Raw genomic sequence first — 22024 nt, 5'->3', positions numbered from 1 at the left:
TTGTGCACGCTTGAAGTAGTAGAGCGTTCATCTAACGTATGGGTGCAATATCGTCAAAATAACGTATCAGTAATTACGTCAATTACTTTTTAGACTACTTCAAATATACGTCAATGCCTACTTAAAGCTTTCCTGATGCGGTTTTTGACCTCTTCAAGCCATATAAATGTACTAATATCGGTATATCACAAAAATGAGCTGGCAGTGGTAGGTCTTCTACTTATTTTAAATGATTGTGATGGAATAAATGAATTAAATTATGTTGGAAAAAATTAGAAATGTATACTACCCCGTAATGGTTGCTTCAATTGTTGCTATTGGAGGATTTTTATTGGGGTTTGATGGAGTGGTAAACTCTGGGGCAATCCCTTTTTATAAATATACTTTTGGAATTTCTGATCAGCCTTTGTTGATAGGGATCTCAAGTAGTATGATTATTTTAGGAGGTTTTATGGGTAACCTTTCTGCGGGTGCAATCAGTGATAAATTTGGCAGAAAACCCAGCTTAATGCTTACTTCATTCTTGTTTACTATTGGAGCTTTAGGAACAGCTATGGCGACCAATATTTTTATTTTTATTTTATGTAAACTTGTGGCAGGTCTAGGTGTTGGTATTGCTATTTTGGTGGCACCAATGTACATCTCAGAAATTGCACCACCAAAGCAAAGAGGATGGTTGGTCACTTTCAATCAACTGAATATTGTATTAGGACTTTCGATTGCCTACTTTTCAAATTATTACATTCTTCAGATGGTTGAAGATCCTAATATCAACTGGAGGTGGATGTTGGGTGTTGGTGCTATTCCAGCTTTGGCATATACCTTATTACTTTTAATTATTCCTGAAAGTCCAAGGTGGTTGCTTCAAAAAAAGAAAGAAACACAAGCCTTGAAAGTATTGGAAAAAGTAGGTGGAGAAGAATATGCTCAAAAGGAATTACAGACCATCAATACGTCTTTGTCAAGACAAACAAAATCCAATAATTCCAAAGCCCTTAGAGGGGAATTATTCGAGAAAAAAATGAGACTGGTACTTTTCATTGGTTTAGGGCTAGCGATTTTCCAGCAAACTTCAGGGATCAACGCTATTTTATATTATGCTCCGATGATTTTTGAAATGACAGGAGAAGGACAAGACAGTGCATTTATTCAGTCTATTATTATAGGGATTGTTTTCGTAGTCATGACAATCATTTCAATGATGCTGATTGACCGATTGGGAAGAAAGCCGTTATTGATTATGGGTTCAACTATCATGGCCATTTCTCTATTTTTTACAGCTTATCATTTCTATGATGCAACGTATAAGATCGATAAAAATGATGTAGCAAAAATTAGTAATTCCTTAGAAAAAAATATTCTGTTGGAAGAGTTTAAAAGAATGGATGTTGAATTGATGCCATTTGATGAGTATAAAATTATGGGAGATAAGTTGCAGTTATTGAAAAATGGAACAATCTCTCAGTCGGTGAGCGGTGTGAATGATAAGGTTTTCGCTGAGCTCACTCAAGTCAGTATGTTTGCGAATAGTTTAAATAAATCGGCAGATTTTACTTTTAATTCAGAATTGGACTTGTACAGCGAAGTGAAAAACGACCTTTTCCTGCAGTTATTTCCTAATGAGCATGCAATCAGTCCACAGACCGAAAGAGATCCCTTTTTCTTAGTTGCTAAAAATGACCTTTTAAAAGGTACGGATTATAAAACGGCTTTTAGAAAGTCAATTAATGCAACGTTTTCAGCACAGTTCCAATCTATTTTGCTGAACAATAGTATCCATATCAATCCCTTTTTTGTATTGTTTGGAATCTTAGGGTTTATAGCTGGATTCTCCATTTCTGTAGGGCCAGTGATGTGGGCCATGCTTCCTGAAATTTTACCAAATCATTTAAGAGGAGTGGGTATTTCAATTATTGGAGGCGTAAATTCTGCTACAAGTTTTTGTGTGGCCACTGTATTTCCTCTTGAATTAGAAGTGCTAGGAGCAGGAACAACATTTGTCATTTTTGGTATGAGTATGTTGCTATGTTTAGCCTTCTCAGTATTTATTGTGAGAGAGACTAAAGGCAAATCTTTAGAAGAAATTGAAGAAGAACTGATTGGGGAAAAGATAAGTAGTGCCAATGATGAGGATGACGTCATTGCACCTTTAGCCCATTAAGACTAAACAATAGTTATTTTATGGTTAATAAAGCGAGGGAAATTTTTCTCTCGTTTTTTTATGCCTAAAATTTGATGGCTGTAGTTAAAATAACACATTCTCTTTTTTCTAGTCTCCGAAAGATCATTGATGAGACGATTCTAATAGTAAGTCATTGATTTATCCCTTAAGAATAGAGGAGTATAATCTTTCTTCCTAAAGCCTTAATTATACTATGATGAATAAGAATGAAGAGTGATTGAATTAACAGATCTATGAGAAGTGAAATATTAATTTTATTACAGATAAAGTAAGGGTTGTGTTGTTGATTCTAAATTTTAGTTAAAAATATAAAGCTTTTAAAAACTAGCGTCTCAATACAGCAATAATTCCCTAGAAGTAGTGAATTAAGAGGTGTTTACAGGGAGAAAGAATGGTTTTAAAGTGCATTATTTACGCTAGGATATACCAAATAAAATCTTGTAATCTATTTGTTATCTTGATTTTATCTAACTCTAAGTCAAATAAACAATAGTTTTAAGGGGGGTAATCATTCATTACTACACTAATTGAAGAGTTGAAGTAGCTGATGTAGTGAATAAAAGTGTCCATAATACACCTGAAGTAAGTTTGCGTGCTTGTTGAAGTAGTGTTGAAGTGTATAATTTTTTGATGTTTGGGTGTAAATATTCCTTAATTGCGGTATGCAAAAAGTTAAAGCTTTTATGAAAGTGCCAGCTTCATTGATAAGGATCAACTCCTTTTTAAAGTAAAGGCTTTAACTGCTTAGCACTATCTATTATTCTTTGATCTACACTAAATTTTTAAACTATTGAAGAAAACTGTATGACAATGAAATATACTTTAAACTATTCAGATCTCGCTTTGCTTAGTATGTTAAGGAAAGTAGCCTTGATCAGTACTTTTTTCTGCTTAATACTAACAGAGAGTTTTGCTCAAGAGAGAATTATTAAGGGTACAATTAAAGACTCAACGGGACCCATTCCAGGGGTAAACATCACGATTCAAGGGACTACGAAAGGAACTGTGACGGATTTTGATGGACGATACCAGTTATCGGTAACTGATGATGTTACATTAGTGGTTACTTATATTGGTTACAAGACAGAGAAATTTGTTGTGAGTGAGCAATCCTCTTTTGATTTTGTGTTGCAGGAAGAAACAACACAAATGGAAGAACTAGTCGTTATTGGATACGGTACACAAAGTAAAAAAGATGTAACGGGTTCAGTAGCATCAGTAGACAGCGAGGCCTTGACAGTGGCTGTAGAACCAAGTGCTGAAATGGCAATGCAAGGTAAAGTAGCAGGTGTTTCAGTATCGCAAAGTTCAGGTTCACCAGGTTCAGCTTCTACAATTACAATTCGTGGACAAGGTACAATCGGTGACGCTACTCCACTTTATGTAGTAGATGGTATTTTGACTCAAAATATTTCATTCTTGAACCCTGCTGATATTGAAAAAATGGATGTACTAAAAGATGCATCAGCAACAGCAATTTACGGTTCAAGAGGTGCAAACGGTGTAATCATCATTACTACTAAGAAAGGTAAAGAAGGTGGTAAAGTAAACGTAACATTTGATGGTTATGCAGGTGTTCAGCAAGTAGCTAACTATATTCCGCTTACAGATGCTTACCAATATGCATTCTTAAGAAATGAAGCGGCAAGAAATGACGGTAACTCTAATAAATACTCTGTAGAACAATTACAACAGTTCCAACAGCAAGGAGGTACGGATTGGCAAAAAGAGATTTTCTCAAAACCAAGTGAGGCCGCTATTCAGAATTATCAATTGACAGCAAGCGGTGGTAATGAAAAATCACAATTCTTGATGAGTTTGAACTACTTCGATCAACAAGGTATTATCGCTCCATCTGCTTATGATAGATTATCGGGTAGATTAAACGTGAAATCACAAGTGAGTGAGAAATTTGCAATGGGTGCTAACTTAGTGATGACAAGATCAAACCAAAGTGTAATCCCTCAAAATAATGAGTACGAAGATCCAATTATGCATGCTGTAGGTTCTTCTCCAACAGATCCTGTATATCATGAGTTACACGGTCAAGACCCTAATTATACTTACTCTACATCATCCATTTCAGATGAGTTTACCAATCCAGTAGGGCGTTTAGCTTTGATTAATGATGAGATTGTAATTGATAGATACTTAGCCAATATATTTGCTGAATATGAGCCAGTTCAAGGTTTAACATTCAAGACAATGTTTGGTATGGATAGACAATACCAAGAGAGAAAGATTTTCAATCCTAAATTTATTGATAAAGGTAACGTGAAATTAACAAGAGAAACAGCACGTTTGGGGATCTTCCAAGAAAAACATTTCTCTTACACATGGGATAATACGGTAACTTTCAAAAGAAATTTTGCCAATAAGCATGATGTAACAGTCTTGGGTGGTGTCTCTTTATACAATGAGTTTCATGAATTTTTCAACGGTGGTAAGTCTGGTATGCCAAATGATGAATACCTAAGATATTTAGATTCTGGTGTGGCTACAGATACAGATATTGCTCCTGCTAACTTTGCTCAAGATGCTGGTATCTTTTCTTACTTAGGTCGATTTATTTATGGATATGATGATCGTTACTTATTGACAGCCTCTTTCCGTATGGATGGGTCTTCAAGATTATCTAAAGATTACCGTTGGGGTACTTTCCCATCGTTCGCTTTAGCTTGGAAAGTATCAAATGAAGCATTTATGAAAGATGTGAATTTTGTGAAAGACGTGAAAGTAAGAGGTGGTTGGGGACAAGTAGCCAACGATAAAATGCCGAATAACCTTGGTTTTTACCCAACGGTATCCACTATCACAACAGGTCTTCGTTATCCAGTTGGAAACTCTGGAGTTATTCAAGATGGAGCATCTATGGTTACTGGCCCTACGACAAACCTTGTGTGGGAAACTTCAGAGCAACTTAATATTGGTATAGACGCTGCCTTCTTAAACAGCAGATTAACTACTACAATTGATTTTTATCAAAAGACAACATTAGATATGTTATTCCAGGCAGATGTTGTAGGTTCTTCTGGATTTACTCAAAATCCTTGGACTAACGGTGCATCAGTGAGAAACTCAGGTATCGAATTAGTGTTAGGATGGAATGATGAAAGAGAAAGCGGTTTTTCATACGGTATTACAGGTAACTTCTCTTACAATAAAAATGAAGTGTTAGACACAGGTGCTAAAACTCCATATAATACAGCAACTCTTTGGGGACAAGACATCTTATTGACTACAGAAGGGGAAAGTATTGGATCATTCTATGTATATGAAACAAATGGAATCTATCAGCAAGATCCTGATGAGTCAGCAGGAGATGTTCCATTAAATGGATCAGTAAAAGCGGGTGATTTGATTTATGTAGACCAAAATGGTGATAATAAAATAAATGGTGATGATCGTAAAATCTTAGGAACTTCATTACCTGTATACAATTACGGTTTAACAGCCAACTTTGCTTATAAAGGATTTGATTTGATCGTTTTCTTGCAAGGAATGGGTGGTCATAAAATTTTCAATGGTATCAAATTCAATTCTAATAAAGCTAATTCAAATTACTTTGCATCAGTGTTTGAAGGTGAACGTTGGACTGGACCAGGTACAACAAATGAACATCCTCGTGTAACTGGTACTGAGAACAACAGACAATATTCTGATTACTATTTAGAAGACGGAGATTTCTTAAGAATCAGAAATGTACAGTTAGGTTATACAATTCCTCAAAGTATAACTAACAAAATGGGAATCAATAAATTCAGAGTTTACATCGCAGGTCAAAACCTTTATACTTTCACTAAATACTCAGGTTTTGATCCGGAAATTGGTCAAAATTTACAAGGTCAAACAATCGACTTCAGTATTGATAGAGGTAACTACCCTGTGCCAAGAATCTTCACTGCAGGTGTAAACATTGGATTCTAATTTTGTTAAACGATAAAGAAATTTCAAATGAAAAATATATATAAATCATTAATTGCGGGAGCCTTAATTGGACTTGGAACAACAAGTTGTTCTAACTTCTTAGAAAGAGAGCCTTTAGCAAGAGAGACTACAAAAGTATTTTTATCAGATCCTGAGAATATCGATAGAATGTTGATTGCAGCTTATAACCCAATGTTATGGAGTTTTCAGCAATCTCAGTTCTATAACTACTTCATCTTTGGTGATATGGCTTCAGATGATGCATCAAAAGGTGGAGCAGCTGAAGGAGATTTGGCCTACATGAATTCAATTCAGAAGTTCCAATGGAACGCCAGTGATCCAATGTATGAATTAGTGTGGCAAAAGCACTTCGCAGGTGTTTTTAGAGCAAATAATGCACTTTTTGCACTAGAAGCTGCAAAAGAAAAAGTAAGTGAAGAAGATTACAACCAAGCTTATTCAGAGGCACGTTTCCTAAGAGGTTGGCATTATTTCCAGTTGGTGAAAATGTTTGGTGGTGTTCCTTTGATCTCTACTGAAGACGATTATATCAATGTGAGAGAAATCCCTAGAGCTACCGAAAAGGAGACTTATGATTTTATCCTTGCTGATTTTAGAGAAGCTCAAGTAAATCTTAAGTTAAAGAAAGAATATGATGCCTACTATTTAGGTAGAGCAACAAAAGGTATGGCTCAGTCTTACTTTGCGAAAGCAGCTTTATATTCGAATGAGTCAGGTTACTATGATGAAGCTTACAATTTCACAAAAGAAGTAGTCAATTCAAATCAATATAGTTTGATTGAGTATGAAAAAATCTGGAGGTTGGAAAATGAAAATGGAGAATACTCTATTTTCGAAGTGCAATTTGAACCTTCTGCGTTCCATAACTGGAATATTCAATCTACAGGTTCATATACAAATATGATGACTTCAGTAAGAGCGGGTTCTGATAGCGAATTTGGAGAAGGTTGGGGTTTCAATATCCCTAACAAAGAATTAGACCAACTATTTAGAGCCGCAGGTGATGATATCAGAAGAGAGCAAACATTGATCTATGATGGTGAGGTAGTTTATCCTGAAGATGGATTTGCGATGGAAATTCCAAGTTCTCCAACAGACAGTTGGAATAATACGGAAGGCCTTGCTCAGCAAAAATATTTCTTGCCATTGAGTGAGCAAACACCATCAAGTATTGGTGATCACAGATGCAACGGTCATTCTAATTATAGAATGTTTAGGTACGCAGACTTACTTTTATTCCAAGCGGAGTTAGCGATTAAGGTAGGTAAAGCAGGTGAAGCTGCTGTTCCTTTCAATGCAGTGAGAACAAGAGCCGGTTTAGGTACTATTGGAGCTCCTACATTAGAGCAAGTCTATGCAGAAAGACGTTTAGAGTTAGCGATGGAAGGTCACCGTTTCTTTGATCAAGTTAGAACAGGTCAAATCACTCAGAGATTATTAGATGAAGGATTTGTGAAAGGAATTCATGAAAAGTTCCCAATTCCTCAATCTGAGATTGACTTGACGGATGGAGTAATTACTCCGAACCCAAGTAATTAGTGGTACAAGTAACTGTTAGCTGATATTAAGTTATCAGCTAACAGTACATAAGATATTTCTTTCTTTCGTTGGTAGTTTTTTACCAAGCTGGCACCTTACTGCTTATTTTTTTACGATCTCGATAGAGACACACTATTCTTTTTACATTCTTAAAATTTAATGAAATGAGAAAATTCGATTTATTAAAATTATTTATTCTAGGTTTAGTAGTATTCGCCTTTGGATCATGCTCGAGTGATGATGCTCCTACTGCTGAGCCAAGTGCTACATTAAAAGTGACTCCGAGTGCAACAGACAACTCTCAAGTAACTTTTACAGTAGAAGGTGCTGCAGGTGTTTTATCTTATTCTTTCTCATTTGGAGATGGTAATACAGTAAATTCAGAAGGACCTGAAGCTTCTCATACATATTTATGGAACGATGATTTCAACGCTAGTGTAGTATTAACCACATCAACGGGCGTCTCTGAAGTAACAGCAGTGGTATCAGTAACAGATGCTAAATCGGATCTAGTTTGTAATAGTAATTATTACCAATTATTGACTGGTGGTTGTCAAGATGGTGGTCCTGGTTTAGGAAAGACATGGAAATTCTCAATTGCTCCAGGTGCTCACCAAGTAGGTCCCGGTCCTGAAAATGAACAATGGAACCCAGATGAGAACGTAATTTGGTGGAGTTCACAATATAATCACTGGGCTGGTAACAATGGTGAAGGTTTCTCTATGCCTGAAGCACTGAAGTCTCGTTTCACTTTTGGTATCTTCCCTAACGTTATGGAAGTACAGGGAACACATCAAATCAATAACTGGCAAGAAGATACAGAGGCTGCACCTTTCCATGATTTCGAATCAGTGTATCAAGGAGAAGATTCATATCCAATGTCAATCATTGAAGAAGATGGTGTATATTTCCTTCAAATTAATGATGGTGGTTTCTTAGGTTACAAACAAACTGTGAATGGAGCAGTTGCTTCTAAGTATGAGATTGTATCATTAACTGAGACAGAACTTTATATCAGATACTTAAACTTATTGAATAAAAATGCTCCTGAAGATGGTAATAACTACCGTTACTTGAAGTTCGTTCAAGAAGACGTTGTAGAAGAAGAACCAGCTCCAGCAGCTGAGTAATTCATAATTTCTTCAAATAAAATTTTTACAGTTTTGGGTGATAACAATATTATTGCCCAAAACTACTTATAAACTAACTAAAAAATGAAACTTAAATCGTTAGCAATTATTGTATTAATGCTGGTCAATGTCAATATTTTTGGACAATCAGATATAGATAAAAAAACGTTTTATGATGTTACTTCTAATAGTGAAAAGTTTTACATTAGATATACAAATGCTCACATATGTAATGGTGTAATAAATGCTACACAGGGATACTTTAATATTTATTTTGATTTTATTAATTATACAAAAGACGAAATAAATTTAAAGCTGAAGTTAAATAACTTAACCTTTAAAAATTACTATTTGAAAGGAAATACAACCTCCTTTTTTCTTTCAGATGCAGACAAGCAAGCTTTAGTAAATGCCGTAGTTAATAATAAAGGCAAAAAATGCCATCTAGAAATTGAGGTTGACTTTAAGGATAAATCAGGTTTTGGAAATACATTTAAAGATAAATTAAACTTATATCTTTATTCTGAACAATTGGTACAGGTAAACTCTGTTTCAGATGAAAGTGTAACGCTAAGTGAATCAGCTAAACTTGTAAATTTTGATCCCAAGGTATCTTTTAAGGAAGGCTTTGAGATATGTGAATATGAATTTACACTTGAAAATGATAATTATGTAAAGCTTAAAAATTATTCTGGTGATTGGAAAATCGAATTAGTAGGAACAGTAGGTCAGTATGCTAAAAAATATGATTTAGACATATTTTTGAAGAAAACAACTTATGGGAAAAATACACTATTTACTTCAAACCTAAAAGTAAACTTAGCTGCGTCTGAACTTAAATCACCATCAATAATTAGCTTAGTTGTTCAAGGTCAAGAGCTTTTGTTTAATTTTAAATATAACCAAAGTTGGAACTTTAAACCAAAAATTGAATTAATTGAAAAGAAAAAGGATGGTACTCAGAAGGTAATTAAAACCAAATATGCCAGTTCCATTTCCGATACTCAAGTTAAAGTCCATAATGCCGAAATTGATGAGATTTTAACATCAAAATTTTATATAAGAATAACTGATGAAATAAACAGAAAAGTAACATCACCTGAATATTCTTATTTTACTCCTTTATCTAACATTAAAGTTGCTTATGAAGCGAGTACTAAAAAAGCTAAGATTACTTGGAATGGCAGTAATACGGTGGCACAAGGTACATTAAAATTAATTAGAAGAAATACAGTTTCTAAAAGTGCATTACCGGACATTTCTACAACTTATCCTATTAAGAATAACCTTATTTACTTTGACAAGTATGAGACTTCAATTGCAGGAAATGATGTGAAAATCAGATTCACAGATTCATTTGGTAATGTATATGATAGTGATTGGGTAAATTACTTTACTCCACCATCAGATTTTGATATGAGAAACGTACATAGTGCAGCTTGGTTTACTTGGAGTGAACCGAATAGTTTCCCTGGGAGTGTCAGTGTTAATTGGTTAATACCCAATGTATATGGTGGTGTAGTAGGCAAAACTAATATCATTCAAGGAGGAAATAAGGAAAGATTAAAAAATAATGTTAACTATTATGATGGTATATGGAGGGAATATCAGTTATCATATCTAGATATTTTTGGTAACCGTTATTCAACTTCATATAAGAAGTTTGCAGAATATATTCCCCCAACAAATTTTTCTGTAAGTGGGTTTTATGATGATGCTTTATATATTTCTTACGATGAAAATAACGATTGGACTGGAACTTTTGATTTTAAGTGGGTGACAAAGTCAATGTATTATGGGGAGACAGTTTTAAATGATAAAGCAATTTCTAAGGGAAAACAATATGTGGTTGTTTCTTCTATCAAATATTATAATGCAGGAAATTATTATTATGAGATACAATATACTTCCACTTCGGGTAAAAAGTTTTCAACGGGTCTTTTTGAGTTGTCTACTTCTAATGGAAGAATAAGGCAAGTTTCTGGTCCATTAGATAATGATCTTTTATTTTTCCCTAATCCAGTAGTAGATACATCTACATTACAAGGAGAGTTTAATAGTGAAAGTTATAGTGTTTATGATCTAAATGGTAGTCAGGTCTTAAACGGACAGGTTAATGGGGTGAATCCTCAACTCGATTTTTCTACTTTATCGAAAGGAATTTACCTTTTCCATGTCCAAGGTAAAGTGGTCAAATTACTTAAGGAATAGCCATTTTTTTGAAAAAGTATATTGGGAGATATTTTCAAAAGAAATATCTCCCTTTTTGTAACATACAAATCAACATATTATGAGATATTTTTTATTTATTTTTTTATTAACTCATCAGTTATATGCACAAGAAAGGTCAGCTTGCTTTGGGGGTGATGCTAAATTTGTACCTGCTGATGGAAAAAAGTTATTGATCATTGGACAAGATCTCGGAGCTGTTGGTGGATTAAGTAATTATAATCAAGGATACATTGATGCCTTAGGTTATTACCCTGCAGGAATCACTTCTTATACCAATATTGTTAATCTTCAAGGATTGGCTAGTAAAACGAACTATGGTGCTGGTGATGTTAATGCTCAGGAATATGTTGATAATGATAATTTTACAAATAGTACAATTGCAATTGGCCTTCATCTAGTTGGGCAAGAACAATCAATAATTGATGGAAATAGAGATTATAATATTAGAAGGTTAGCTTCATGGATAAAAGAAAGTAAGCGTCCAGTTTTTTTAAGAATAGGGTATGAGTTTGATGGACCCCACAACAATTACAATCCATCTAATTATATTAAAATGTACCAACATATTGTAGATGTGTTTGATGAAGAAAGAGTTTTAAATTGTGATTTTGTTTGGCAATCTGATGGTGTTCATGCTTCAAATATTCTTAATTCATATTACCCTGGTGATAAATATGTAGATTGGATGGCTTTCTCTTATTTTGGAGAAGGTGCTGGAAATGCTATTATTGAATTAGCCAAAAGAAAAGGAAAACCGGTAATGATTGCTGAGGCCACTCCAATGGGATTTGATTTAGAAGATACAACAGAAGATGTTTGGTCAAAATGGTTCTCACCGTTATTTAATCTCATTGAAAAAAATAATGAAATAAAAGCACTTGCTTATATTAATGTTGATTGGAATGCACAACCCATGTGGAAAAATAGTGGAATCAATTGGGGAGATTCAAGAATACAAGTCAATCAAAAAGTTTTGAATAATTGGAAATCAGAAACAAATGATGGGACATGGCTCAAGAGTAGTAGTGAATTGTTCACTTCTCTAGGTTATCCTTTTCTTGCTGAAGAAAACTGTTTTGCTACTGTTACTTCTTTGGAGCAGGATTTAGCTAGTCAAATAACTGTTTATTCAAACCTTTCAAATTTGAAAATTGAGTTGAAAGATAATATTTCTATACACCAGCTAACTATTATTGAATTAGGCTCAGGAAAAGTTATTGAAGAAGTGAAATTGGATAAAAAATCAACAACTTTAGAATTGCCATTAAGATCTGGATTGTATTCTTTAGTAATGTACAATGACTTAGGAGAGCAAATCATCAAAAAAGTATATCATACTACAAAATAAAAGGTTCTGATATTGGTTTGATGTAAAAATAGAACTATAGAAAAATCCACTGCTTTAACTAAAGCAGTGGATTTTTTTGTCTCTTGTAGAAGCGTAGCCCGCTACCCTAAAAACTAAAAGGGGTTAGATTGATTATAGCACAAAACTATCCATCAAGTTTACCGCCTCGTAGAAACGTAGCCTGCTACGTTTAATAAAGAGAGGAATACAGTCCGAAATAGTAATTATTAAGAAAACTCTATTTGAAAAAGAATCTAAACCTTCAACTTTTTCTAAGTTTCAGACGTTTTGCGTAGCAGGCTACGCTTCTACAGGGGGGTAGTATGTAATCAGAGGCATTTCAAAATAAATTATTTAATACTACCTTGTAGAAACGTAGCAGGCTACGTTTCTACAAGGGGTCAATTCTGATTATAAATCCTTTAGTTCACCAACGTAAAAAGGAATATTAGCGGTGCCTACTTTCCCTTTTTCATCATACACATAGACAAAAAGGCGGTAATCACCTTCTTTCTTGGGAGTTTTGAAAGTGATTTGAGTGTCTTTATTTTCAATCACTTTCATCTCAATAAGGGGAGGTTCTTGTTCAAACGCTCCTCCTTGACTTTTAACTTTTACTTCCTTTTTGAAAGTGATTTGAGTGTCTTTATTTTCAATCACTTTCATCTCAATAAGGGGAGGTTCTTGTTCAAACGCTCCTCCTTGACTTTTAACTTTTACTTCCTCCATTAATTCCCAATGGAAACGGTAATTATGCTCTTCTGTAATGATAGCATCAATACGGGCAGTTAGCGTTTCTTCCTCTTTTATAACGATAAAATCTACAGCTTTTTTTCCGTTTAATGTAATAGATTTGACTACAGGTGCTTTATGTTTTGGATATTTGCCTGTCCAATATTTTGTCAGCTCATCTATTCTATCATCGCTTTCTCCTTTTGTGGTAAACAATCCGTACCAAGTGGGAGTTCTTTCTTGTTTTTGTCCCCAGTAAAAGACAAACGTTCCTAAGAAAAGCGGGTCTTTATTTTCAACAATACCTTTTTGAATTCTATAAGCTAGGCCTTGCCCTTTTTCAAAGGAAGTTTCCTCAATTTCTCTACCCCAAGGTGTAATGGGCCTTTCCCAGTGACCTACCGCTCCATATTCAGTGACCATATAAGGGATTTTCAAATTGAGAGCATTGACACGTTGAGGTAAAACCAATAAATCGCCATATACTTGAAAAGAAATAATGTCCAAACTCGGAGTTCTTTCTAATGCTCTTTTGACATGTTTTTTATTGATACCAGCAAAGGTAGTTGTAACAGGATGTATGGGATCTACACTATGGATAAATTGTATGATTTCTTCTAAGGCATCATACACTTTTGGATTGACCAATGCCAACTGTCCTTTTTCATCAAAAAGAAGATTCAGTTCATTTCCAACCACCCAACACATCAATTCAGGACGGTCTTTGTACTTTAGTACTTGCGCTTTGATTTCTTCCAATTGTTGAGCTACAGCTTCCTCATCATTATAATCAAATCCGTGTAATTCTTGATGTACAGCAATCCCCAATGCTACCTTTAGATTGTACTTTTGGGCGGAGTCGAATTTTGCTTCTGCATTTTGTGTACTCCAAGTTCTAAAAGCATTAGCACCCGATTTAGAGAGTAGTTCAAGTTTAGTCAGTCCAACATTGTTATCAATACCCGCTCCTTTTATGAAAAAGTGTTCCTGATTGAAGAGTTTTAATCTTGGATTGTCTTGTGCTTGACTGTACAAACACATGAAGAGGGCCAAAGAGAATAATAATTTAGTCTTAAATTCCATTTCTATTTATAATTATGTTTGTTGATAAACAAAAGTAGTCCTAGTTCTAGAATAAATTAGTGATTTTGATACCGTTAAGGTGGTTTGACGTAGTCTTGAAGTATACTTGAGAGTAGTTGTAGTAGTCCTTTTTATAAGAAAAATGAAGACCTTTGAATTAGGTATTTGAGCAGAGGTATAATCATATAACAATGCTTTATTCCCTAACGAAAAGAAAGAATATTACTGACCATTTACTTCACTACAAGTAAATTTTTTGGATTAGTCATCCAACAATTTTTTATCAAATATGAATGATGAGAACAGTTTATTTAATAGCTGTCTCTTTTGCTTTAGGTTTAATAGGGTGTGTTCAACAAACAACTGACAAGACATTTATTGAAAGTGCAGTTGCTTCTCCTACTTTATCGGCAAAAGTGGATAGACCTTTAGCAAAATATGAACCCGAAGATGGTAAAGTTTTAGTTTTTATTGGACAAGAAATTACGGCACTTGGAGGGTTAGATGAATACAATGATGGGTACTTGGATCACTTTGAAGAACGTCCTGCAGGTTTCACTTCTTACTCCTTTTTAACGCCAGGTGATACAACATTTGGTTTTGTGCATAAAGGGTTAGATGGAATTTTCAGTACGGACAATTGGGGAGATAGTGTTTATAATGCAAGTCTTCAATTAGCAGATCCAGATTATGATAATATGATGTTGGCGATTGGTTTAGGGATGGTAAATCATGAAACTAAGGTGGCCAATGGAGAGCATGATGAAATGATCATTAAATTAGGTGAATTTATAAAGTCTATTGCACCGCGTCCGGTCTTCCTAAGAGTGGGATATGAGTTTGATGGTCATTTATGGAATCATTATGACAAGGATGATTTTATCAAAGCATTCAGAAGAGTAAAAGATATTTTAGACAAAGAAAAAGTAGATAATGTTGCGTATGTGTGGCAGTCTGCCGGCTTCGTTTCCACTCCAGGACAATTAGAAGACTGGTATCCTGGTGATGATTACGTGGATTGGTGTGGTTTCTCATTCTTTGCAAGATGGCGTGAGCAAGAAATGATAGAATTTGCTAGAAAGAAAGGCAAGCCAGTATTTATTGCTGAGGCTTCACCTACAGTTTCAGGACCATATATGAAGTTTGATAACCAAACACTTCCAATGGATCTTCATGATGAAGACCAAGCACAGTTGGCATGGAACGAATGGTTTGTACCCTTCTTTGAAACGATTGAAGATAACGGCGATGTAGTGAAAGCATTTTCTTACATCAATTGCGATTGGAAATCTCACCCGATGTGGTTTGATAACCCCACATTTAAATTGATTGATGCTCGATTACACGTCAATAAAGGAATCAAGAAAAAATGGGAAGCAAAACTTCAAGACAAACGATACATCATGTCTTCTGAAGATTTATACAAAAAATATACAATCAAATAAAAATAATAAGTTTTATAGATTCAGTACAAAGTCAAAAATAAATCATAGTTAATTTTGTATTTGTACTTAATGTAAATAGGTAATTCATTTCACAGTAATAGAGCGTAATGTTCTAAGACAATTAATTAGTAGTGTATAGCTTTTCGATTCATTTAGTCTTCTTGCAAGACTAACAAACAATCTTTCTATCAGACACATAAGGGGTTGAGCACCCTTTGTGTGTCTTTTTATTTAAAGTCAATTAAGATACAAAAATCAACACTTTGACTAAAAATTGTAGTATGTAATTCTTTCTAAAGTAGAACATCCGTTTAGACCGTTTAATGACCAAATAACAGAGCAGTACATCTTATATCCTTTTCACTATTTGATAGTTTATTGTATTTTTGAGTGATGCTAAAACAGAGTACTTCGTTATTTTTTTTTCTTTAATTTCTTTCAAATGCTAAAAACAGAGCAAGCGATTGCCCGTGGTATTTTATTGATACGTAAAATTCCAATAATCTTATTTTTCTTTTCCATATTCTTATTTTGGTTCATTTTGTCTTTCCATTTTATAGCATCCCTAGGTTTGGCTATTTTAATAACATGGTTATGGTGGGGTATAGTAACTCCTTTATGGAAAATTTGGGCTTTTAGTAATGTCGATTATAGAAAACATTTATACAACAAAGCAATTCTGGAGGGAATATTGGCAGAAAAGCATAGTAGAAAAAATTACTTTGAGATTAAAACTTCTGCTCAAAGAAATGAAATTAATGAATTGTTTGAAGGTCTAGTTTTTAACCCCTACATCAAAAAAAATAAGTCTGGGAAATCAAAAAGAAAACCATCACAAAAAAACGTTCGAAAAGGAATTATAAAGGATACTGAACACATGATGTATGCTTTGTGTATGTTTGTATTTTCATTTTTCTTTATGATTCCATCTGATCACATTTATCTGGATGATTTAACAGGAGTAGAAGTTCTCTTAACAGAAGACTCCTACCTAGAGACAACTAGTGATCGATATGAAATTGTACTTCAAGCTAAAGGTTATGATAAAAAGTTTTTGATTAAAGATCAACGTATTGAGGCCACTTGTATTGATGAATTGATAGACAAAGCAAAGAAAAATACCATGATGGAGTTATTCGTTTTAAAAGATGATTTTAAATACATTAATAAAGATCGATCCTTCAATAATTTTAATAATGTATATCAGGCTAGAATCGATGGTAAGAATTACATTTCGCTTTTCTATTTGAGTAAAGTAATGAAGAGTAGTAGTAATATATGGGTCATCCTTTCATTTTTGATTTCAGGCATTGTTTTTTTGATATATTCATTAATTGATAAGCCAATGATTAATGTTGCTATACCATCACTTATTTTATTATTTATGTTGTGTTACTCCTTTTATTATGCAGAGAAACAATTAGAAGAAAGTAGTGATGCGGAAGTTTATTATCAGCGATGTATAGAATTACAGAACTAATTGATTCTGAAAAAGAAATTCAAAGCCTACATTCTACAAAAACGTAGGCCTTGAATTGACTTAGCTCAATAAAGCTTCTAAGTTTTTATATTGTTCCAAAGCCTCAGGGTTCTGTAAAGCATCTGTATTCTTAACAGCTTTACCATGAATGACATTTCTTACAGCAATCTCCACCATTTTACCACTTCTAGTTTTGGGGATATCGGTGACTTCAATAATTTTTGAAGGAACATGTCGAGGAGTGGCATTTGTCCTGATCATTGTCCTAATGTCATTGATTAAATCTTCGGATAGCTTCTCATTCTCTTTTAAAACAACAAACAAAATCACTCTACAGTCATTTTTCCAATCCTGACCGACTGCAATACATTCCCTTATTGCATTGACTTTTAGAGCCTGACGATAGATTTCAGCAGTACCGATTCTGACACCTCCAGGATTTAAAACAGCGTCTGATCTTCCGTAAATGATGAGCCCTTGATGATGAGTGATTTCAGCAAAATCTCCCTGTGCCCAAATAGCATCGAACCTTGAATAATAGGCATTGTGGTACCTTTCATTTTCGGGGTCATTCCAAAAACCAATAGGCATAGAAGGGAAAGAATTACGGCACACAAATTCACCTTTACCTTTTGTTAAATGTTTGCCGTCATCATCTACCACATCCAAATCAAAACCTAATCCTTTGCATTGTAGTTCTCCTGCATAAACAGGCAGAGTTGGATTTCCTGATGCAAAAGCTCCAATCAAGTCGGTTCCGCCAGAGATGGACGAAAGCGTGAGTTCTTTCTTGAAGGAAGTATATACATAATGAAAATTCTCAATGGAGAGGGGAGAACCAGTAGAAAGTACAATTCGGAGTTGCTCTAACTGATGTGTTTTATTGGGGGTAATATCAGCTTTTTGTAAGGCCGAAATATATTTAGCACTTACTCCAAAAATGGAGATTTTTTCTTCATCAATAAGATCTAGTAAATAACTTGGGCTAGGATGAAATGGACTTCCGTCAAGAATAATAAGTGTGCAGCCACAAGCTAGTCCACTAACAAGCCAATTCCACATCATCCAACCACAAGTTGAATAATAAAAGAATACATCTTCTTCTTTTAGATCAGTATGTAAGAGGTGCTCTTTTTGATGCTCTAATAAAACACCTCCTGCTTTATGAACAATACACTTTGGTTTTCCGGTTGTTCCAGAAGAGTACATGATAAAAAGAGGGTGGTCAAAGGGGAGTTGTTCAAATTCAATGACCTCATTGTCATTTAGAAGATAATCATCCCAAGCAACTCCTATCGGTATTTCGTTTACACTTTTATCATCTTTAAAGTATTGATAGACAATAATTTTTTCAATGGAAGGAATGCTTTCAGAAAGTGATCTTAAACGGTCAATGCAAGAATGGATTTTACCGTTATAACTGTACGCATTTGCTGAGATTAGAAATTTTGGTTCTACCTGACCAAATCGATCTAAAACACCTTGATACCCAAAGTCAGGACTGCATGACGTCCAGACTCCACCTAGTGCTGTAGTAGCCAGCATTCCAATGATTGCTTCTATCGCATTGGGTGTATAACCAGCTACGCGGTCACCAATTTGGAGCCCATCTTTTTTGAGTTGATAGGAAAGTTGAGCAACTTTTTGATAAAGCTCTTTATAGGTAATACTATAGCGTCTTCCATCTTCCAATCTACCTACTAATGCTACTTTGTCATCTTTTCTCCTTAAAAGGTTTTGAGCATAGTTAAGTGTTGCATTAGGAAAGAATTGACCTTTAGAGATATGATTATTCTGAATAAAAAAAGGCGGATTTCCTTTAGAGCCAATGATTTTTGAAAAGTCCCATATCGCTGACCAAAACCGATCTAAATCACTGATACTTTGGTCAAATAGTTTGAAATAATCGTATTCCTCATTGGGATAATAGTGTTGCTGAAAGGAATACAGGTTCGTTTTTGCAATATGTTCCTTGGTAGGTATCCATAAAGCCTGAGTGTCATTGTTCATGTGTTGTATGTGCGGTTGTGTGTGTTCAAGTATTAAATCCAGTAGCTGTTTTAATACTTTCTAGATTGAATTTAATCTCTTTTTCGCACAAAAAAAAACGAGAAGTATTTACTTCTCGTCAATGTTTTCCTCAGGAACAATTTTTTCAATAGGATATTTATCTATATATATTTCTGTTGAGATCTTGGATTGTATATTGTTGTGATCTACTATGTAAAAGACTACTTCGTATTCTCCAACAGTCTTTGTTGGAATATTGAATTGACCATGAAAAGTATCTCCTTCAAAATCATCAAAAATGAAAGATGACCTCCAAGCATTTTCAGTAGTGACATCCAGAGGGTGCACATCTACTTTCAAATAACCTAAATCTACATAATCCAATTGTGCCGTTACTTCCAAAAACTGTGTGGCCTCATCGTAATGTTTTACGCTTGTATTCAATTCATAAATACTCATTAGCTCATTATGCAGGTTTTCATCTGAATTGGCACAAGAGATGATAACGCTTGAGGCAAAAATAAAGGCTAATATATATATAAATCTTTCTTGTAATTTTCTCTTCATATAAATCGAACTAATTAAATAGTTGAATTTTTTCCAATACAAAACGAATCTTCAATTTTTTCATCATTTTGTTTCCATATATATGGAGTCCTTAAATATCAAAAAGGTTGGAAGAAATTCAAAAATCCTTAACGTTTAACTTATTTTATTATGATTTGTATAACAAATGCGTTAACATTTTTAGCACTATTAGTAGATTTCTCCTAGAGAAGTGATTTTAAACTCAACTCTTCTGTTTTGTTTTCTACCCTCTTCGGTTTCGTTGGTATCCACAGGGTCATTTTCACCTTTTCCTTCCACAATTAAACGTGAAGTTGCAATACCTTTTTTGATAAGGTAATTTTTCACAGTTTGAGCTCTCTTTTCACTGAGCCACTGATTGTAAGTCTCTTTTCCCTGATCATCAGTATAACCAGTGATGGTCACTTTCTCAATGGTAGTTTCTGATTTTAGAAGTTCAACAATACGATCAAGTTCATCATAAGAAGCCTTTTCTAAGTAGCTACTATTGGTTTTATAGAAGATATTTTTCAATACTAATGTGGCAGTCTCTTCAAGAGGTACTAACAGCAGGTTTTGAATGGCGTGGACCTGTTGTTCTTGAGTATTCAAATCAATATGTTCACTTTGCGAAAGGAATCCTTTTGATTGTGCCAAAAAGGAATAAGATTTACCCAATGGCAATGTGATATAATAAGTACCAGTGGTGGCATTAGAATAAACCGTTCCTACTTCTTTTTGAGTTGCTAAATCAGTGTAAACAATTTTAGCATTAAGAGGTGATTGATTTTCTTTATTGACAACTTTTCCAGAAATAACAGCAACAGGTTCAGGAGGTAATAAGATGGGTAATTTTACACTATAAATATCAAAATTACCTTTCGTATTTCTGCGGGAGAAAAAGCCGATGTCACCCGTAATTGGAACACATAGGTCAGTTTCATCACTCTTTGTATTGATCATAGGACCCAAATTTTCAGGTTTTGACCAGTTCGTCCATGTATCATCCAATCGTCGTACTGCAAACAGGTCACTTCCACCAAAACCACCGTGGCCGGTAGAAGCAAAATACAACGTTTTTTCATCACTAGAGAGGAAAGGTGAAGTCTCTTTACCTAACGTATTGATGTTTTGTCCTAGGTTCTGGGGGGCTGACCACCTTCCTTCACGGTCTTTGAAACTAACATAAATATTACTTTCATTTTCAGCCCTGTGATCCGTCAATGACATCAACATTATTTTTCTACTGTTGGATAAGAAGAAATCAGACTTTTGTTTTAAAAGCTGAAAATTGGGAATAATAATTTGTTCTTGCTCAATCCAAGTAGAGTCGGAAAGTTCTAACGTTGAAAGATGAAACTCTGTGCCATCACCATCAATGACAGAAAGTGCCGTGATGCCATCAGGGCTGATGGCTGTGATATATTGTTGTAATACGTTGGTCGACGAATCAATTTGAACAGGTTGGGCTTTCCAAACATTTTGGCTGTCTAATGATGCTTCAAAAAGTAAAGGTCTGCCATTTACACTTCGAGTGAATAGTAATTTCTGACCTCTAATATCCAACGTTGGAGTAAATTCATCATAATCTGTGTTAAGTGTATTGCTCAGTTGATGGGTCAAAACGGTTGGGGCAATCATTTTACTGACTTCCGGTAAAATGGAGATGGATTTTGCAGAAGAACTTACTCCTACAGCATCAATTCCACACTGCCTAATGGATGATTTTGCTTGTAATCGAATACGAATTGCTTTGATGCCAACGGGATTTTTTCGAATAAAGAAACTAGATACTGTACCGCCATCTTTGATATATGAAGGTACTTGATCATAAACAATGGTTTCTCTGTTGTTCGCATCAATAACAGTTACCTCTTGGATGGCATTGTGATAAAATGCCTCTGCAATAATAATCTGATTGACCTCTGGAATGGGAAGTCCAAACCCAACAATTATTTCAGCACTTTCATCTTCATCAGAAAGCCAAGCTAAAGGATTTTTCAAACTGTTGTCAGGCACATTGGGTCTTCCTAATGCTTGTGTTGCACCAAAAGCGACATCACTATACTGTGAGGAATAGCTAAAAACTGTGTCGGCCCAAAAAATGGTTTGAGCATTGGCACAAATTGAAAATACACTAACAAGGAGGAATGTTATATGAAAAGATATACAATATCGTTGGTTTAATGTCATAGTAATACAATAATACAACATTTAGGAAAAAATCGCTATTGAAGTACTAGGACAATAGAAAAGAAGGTGTGTATTACAATGTGGTATTGTGTTTTATCTTAATTGATAAGAAGTTTTGTTCGAAAAGCTTTTTGA

The 22024-nt window shown here is 34.5% G+C and carries 12 protein-coding genes; 8 read left to right on the top strand and 4 right to left on the bottom strand.

The annotated features are described in order from the left end of the window. Positions 1-259 precede the first annotated feature (259 nt). The 6 genes from AVL50_RS08710 (at position 260) to AVL50_RS08685 (ending at position 12379) form a co-directional block, all read left to right on the top strand. On the top strand, positions 260-2161 hold the full coding sequence (locus tag AVL50_RS08710) for a sugar porter family MFS transporter (protein ID WP_062616106.1): 1902 nt from the start codon (positions 260-262) through the stop codon (positions 2159-2161). An 831-nt stretch (positions 2162-2992) separates the two neighbouring features. Then, positions 2993-6109 carry a TonB-dependent receptor gene (locus AVL50_RS08705; protein WP_172826802.1) on the top strand — a complete coding sequence of 1039 codons (3117 nt, stop codon included), beginning with the start codon at positions 2993-2995 and terminating at the stop codon, positions 6107-6109. A 27-nt stretch (positions 6110-6136) separates the two neighbouring features. Further along, positions 6137-7669, top strand: a complete 1533-nt coding sequence (locus AVL50_RS08700; protein ID WP_062616104.1) for a RagB/SusD family nutrient uptake outer membrane protein — start codon at positions 6137-6139, stop codon at positions 7667-7669. A 164-nt stretch (positions 7670-7833) separates the two neighbouring features. Then, positions 7834-8799 (top strand): PKD domain-containing protein, encoded by a 966-nt coding sequence (locus tag AVL50_RS08695; protein ID WP_062616103.1) that lies wholly within the window; start codon positions 7834-7836, stop codon positions 8797-8799. An 84-nt stretch (positions 8800-8883) separates the two neighbouring features. Next, complete coding sequence (locus AVL50_RS08690) at positions 8884-11010, top strand: T9SS type A sorting domain-containing protein (protein WP_062616102.1); 2127 nt, start codon at positions 8884-8886, stop codon at positions 11008-11010. A gap of 79 nt (positions 11011-11089) precedes the next feature. Next, the gene (locus AVL50_RS08685; RefSeq protein WP_062616101.1) at positions 11090-12379 is read left to right on the top strand and encodes a glycoside hydrolase family 26 protein; all 1290 of its coding nucleotides are present in this window, start codon (positions 11090-11092) and stop codon (positions 12377-12379) included. A gap of 411 nt (positions 12380-12790) precedes the next feature. Here AVL50_RS08685 and AVL50_RS08680 read toward each other — a convergent pair whose 3' ends face one another. Further along, positions 12791-14194: a glycoside hydrolase family 2 TIM barrel-domain containing protein gene (locus AVL50_RS08680; RefSeq protein WP_062616100.1), complete on the bottom strand. Its 1404-nt coding sequence runs from the start codon at positions 14192-14194 to the stop codon at positions 12791-12793. Between the two features lie 293 nt (positions 14195-14487). Between AVL50_RS08680 and AVL50_RS08675 the strand changes: the two genes are divergently transcribed. Then, positions 14488-15639, top strand: a complete 1152-nt coding sequence (locus AVL50_RS08675) for a glycoside hydrolase family 26 protein (RefSeq protein WP_216639023.1) — start codon at positions 14488-14490, stop codon at positions 15637-15639. A 442-nt stretch (positions 15640-16081) separates the two neighbouring features. Beyond that, positions 16082-17119 carry a hypothetical protein gene (locus tag AVL50_RS08670; RefSeq protein WP_062616099.1) on the top strand — a complete coding sequence of 346 codons (1038 nt, stop codon included), beginning with the start codon at positions 16082-16084 and terminating at the stop codon, positions 17117-17119. Between the two features lie 60 nt (positions 17120-17179). Here the strand turns inward: AVL50_RS08670 and AVL50_RS08665 are convergent, their stop codons facing one another. From AVL50_RS08665 to AVL50_RS08655, 3 genes are all read right to left on the bottom strand, one after another. Next, positions 17180-19129, bottom strand: coding sequence for an acetoacetate--CoA ligase (locus tag AVL50_RS08665; protein WP_062616098.1), 1950 nt, complete (start codon positions 19127-19129; stop codon positions 17180-17182). Between the two features lie 108 nt (positions 19130-19237). Continuing rightward, positions 19238-19696 carry a hypothetical protein gene (locus AVL50_RS08660; RefSeq protein ID WP_062616097.1) on the bottom strand — a complete coding sequence of 153 codons (459 nt, stop codon included), beginning with the start codon at positions 19694-19696 and terminating at the stop codon, positions 19238-19240. Between the two features lie 189 nt (positions 19697-19885). Then, positions 19886-21889, bottom strand: a complete 2004-nt coding sequence (locus AVL50_RS08655) for an OmpA family protein (RefSeq protein WP_062616096.1) — start codon at positions 21887-21889, stop codon at positions 19886-19888. Positions 21890-22024: the final 135 nt, after the last annotated feature.

It is taken from the genome of Flammeovirga sp. SJP92, from assembly GCF_001583495.1.
In the GTDB taxonomy this organism is placed as follows: Bacteria; Bacteroidota; Bacteroidia; order Cytophagales; family Flammeovirgaceae; genus Flammeovirga.
The sequence above is the reverse complement of the archived record's forward strand: the minus strand, read 5'-3'. Positions and strand labels throughout refer to the sequence as shown.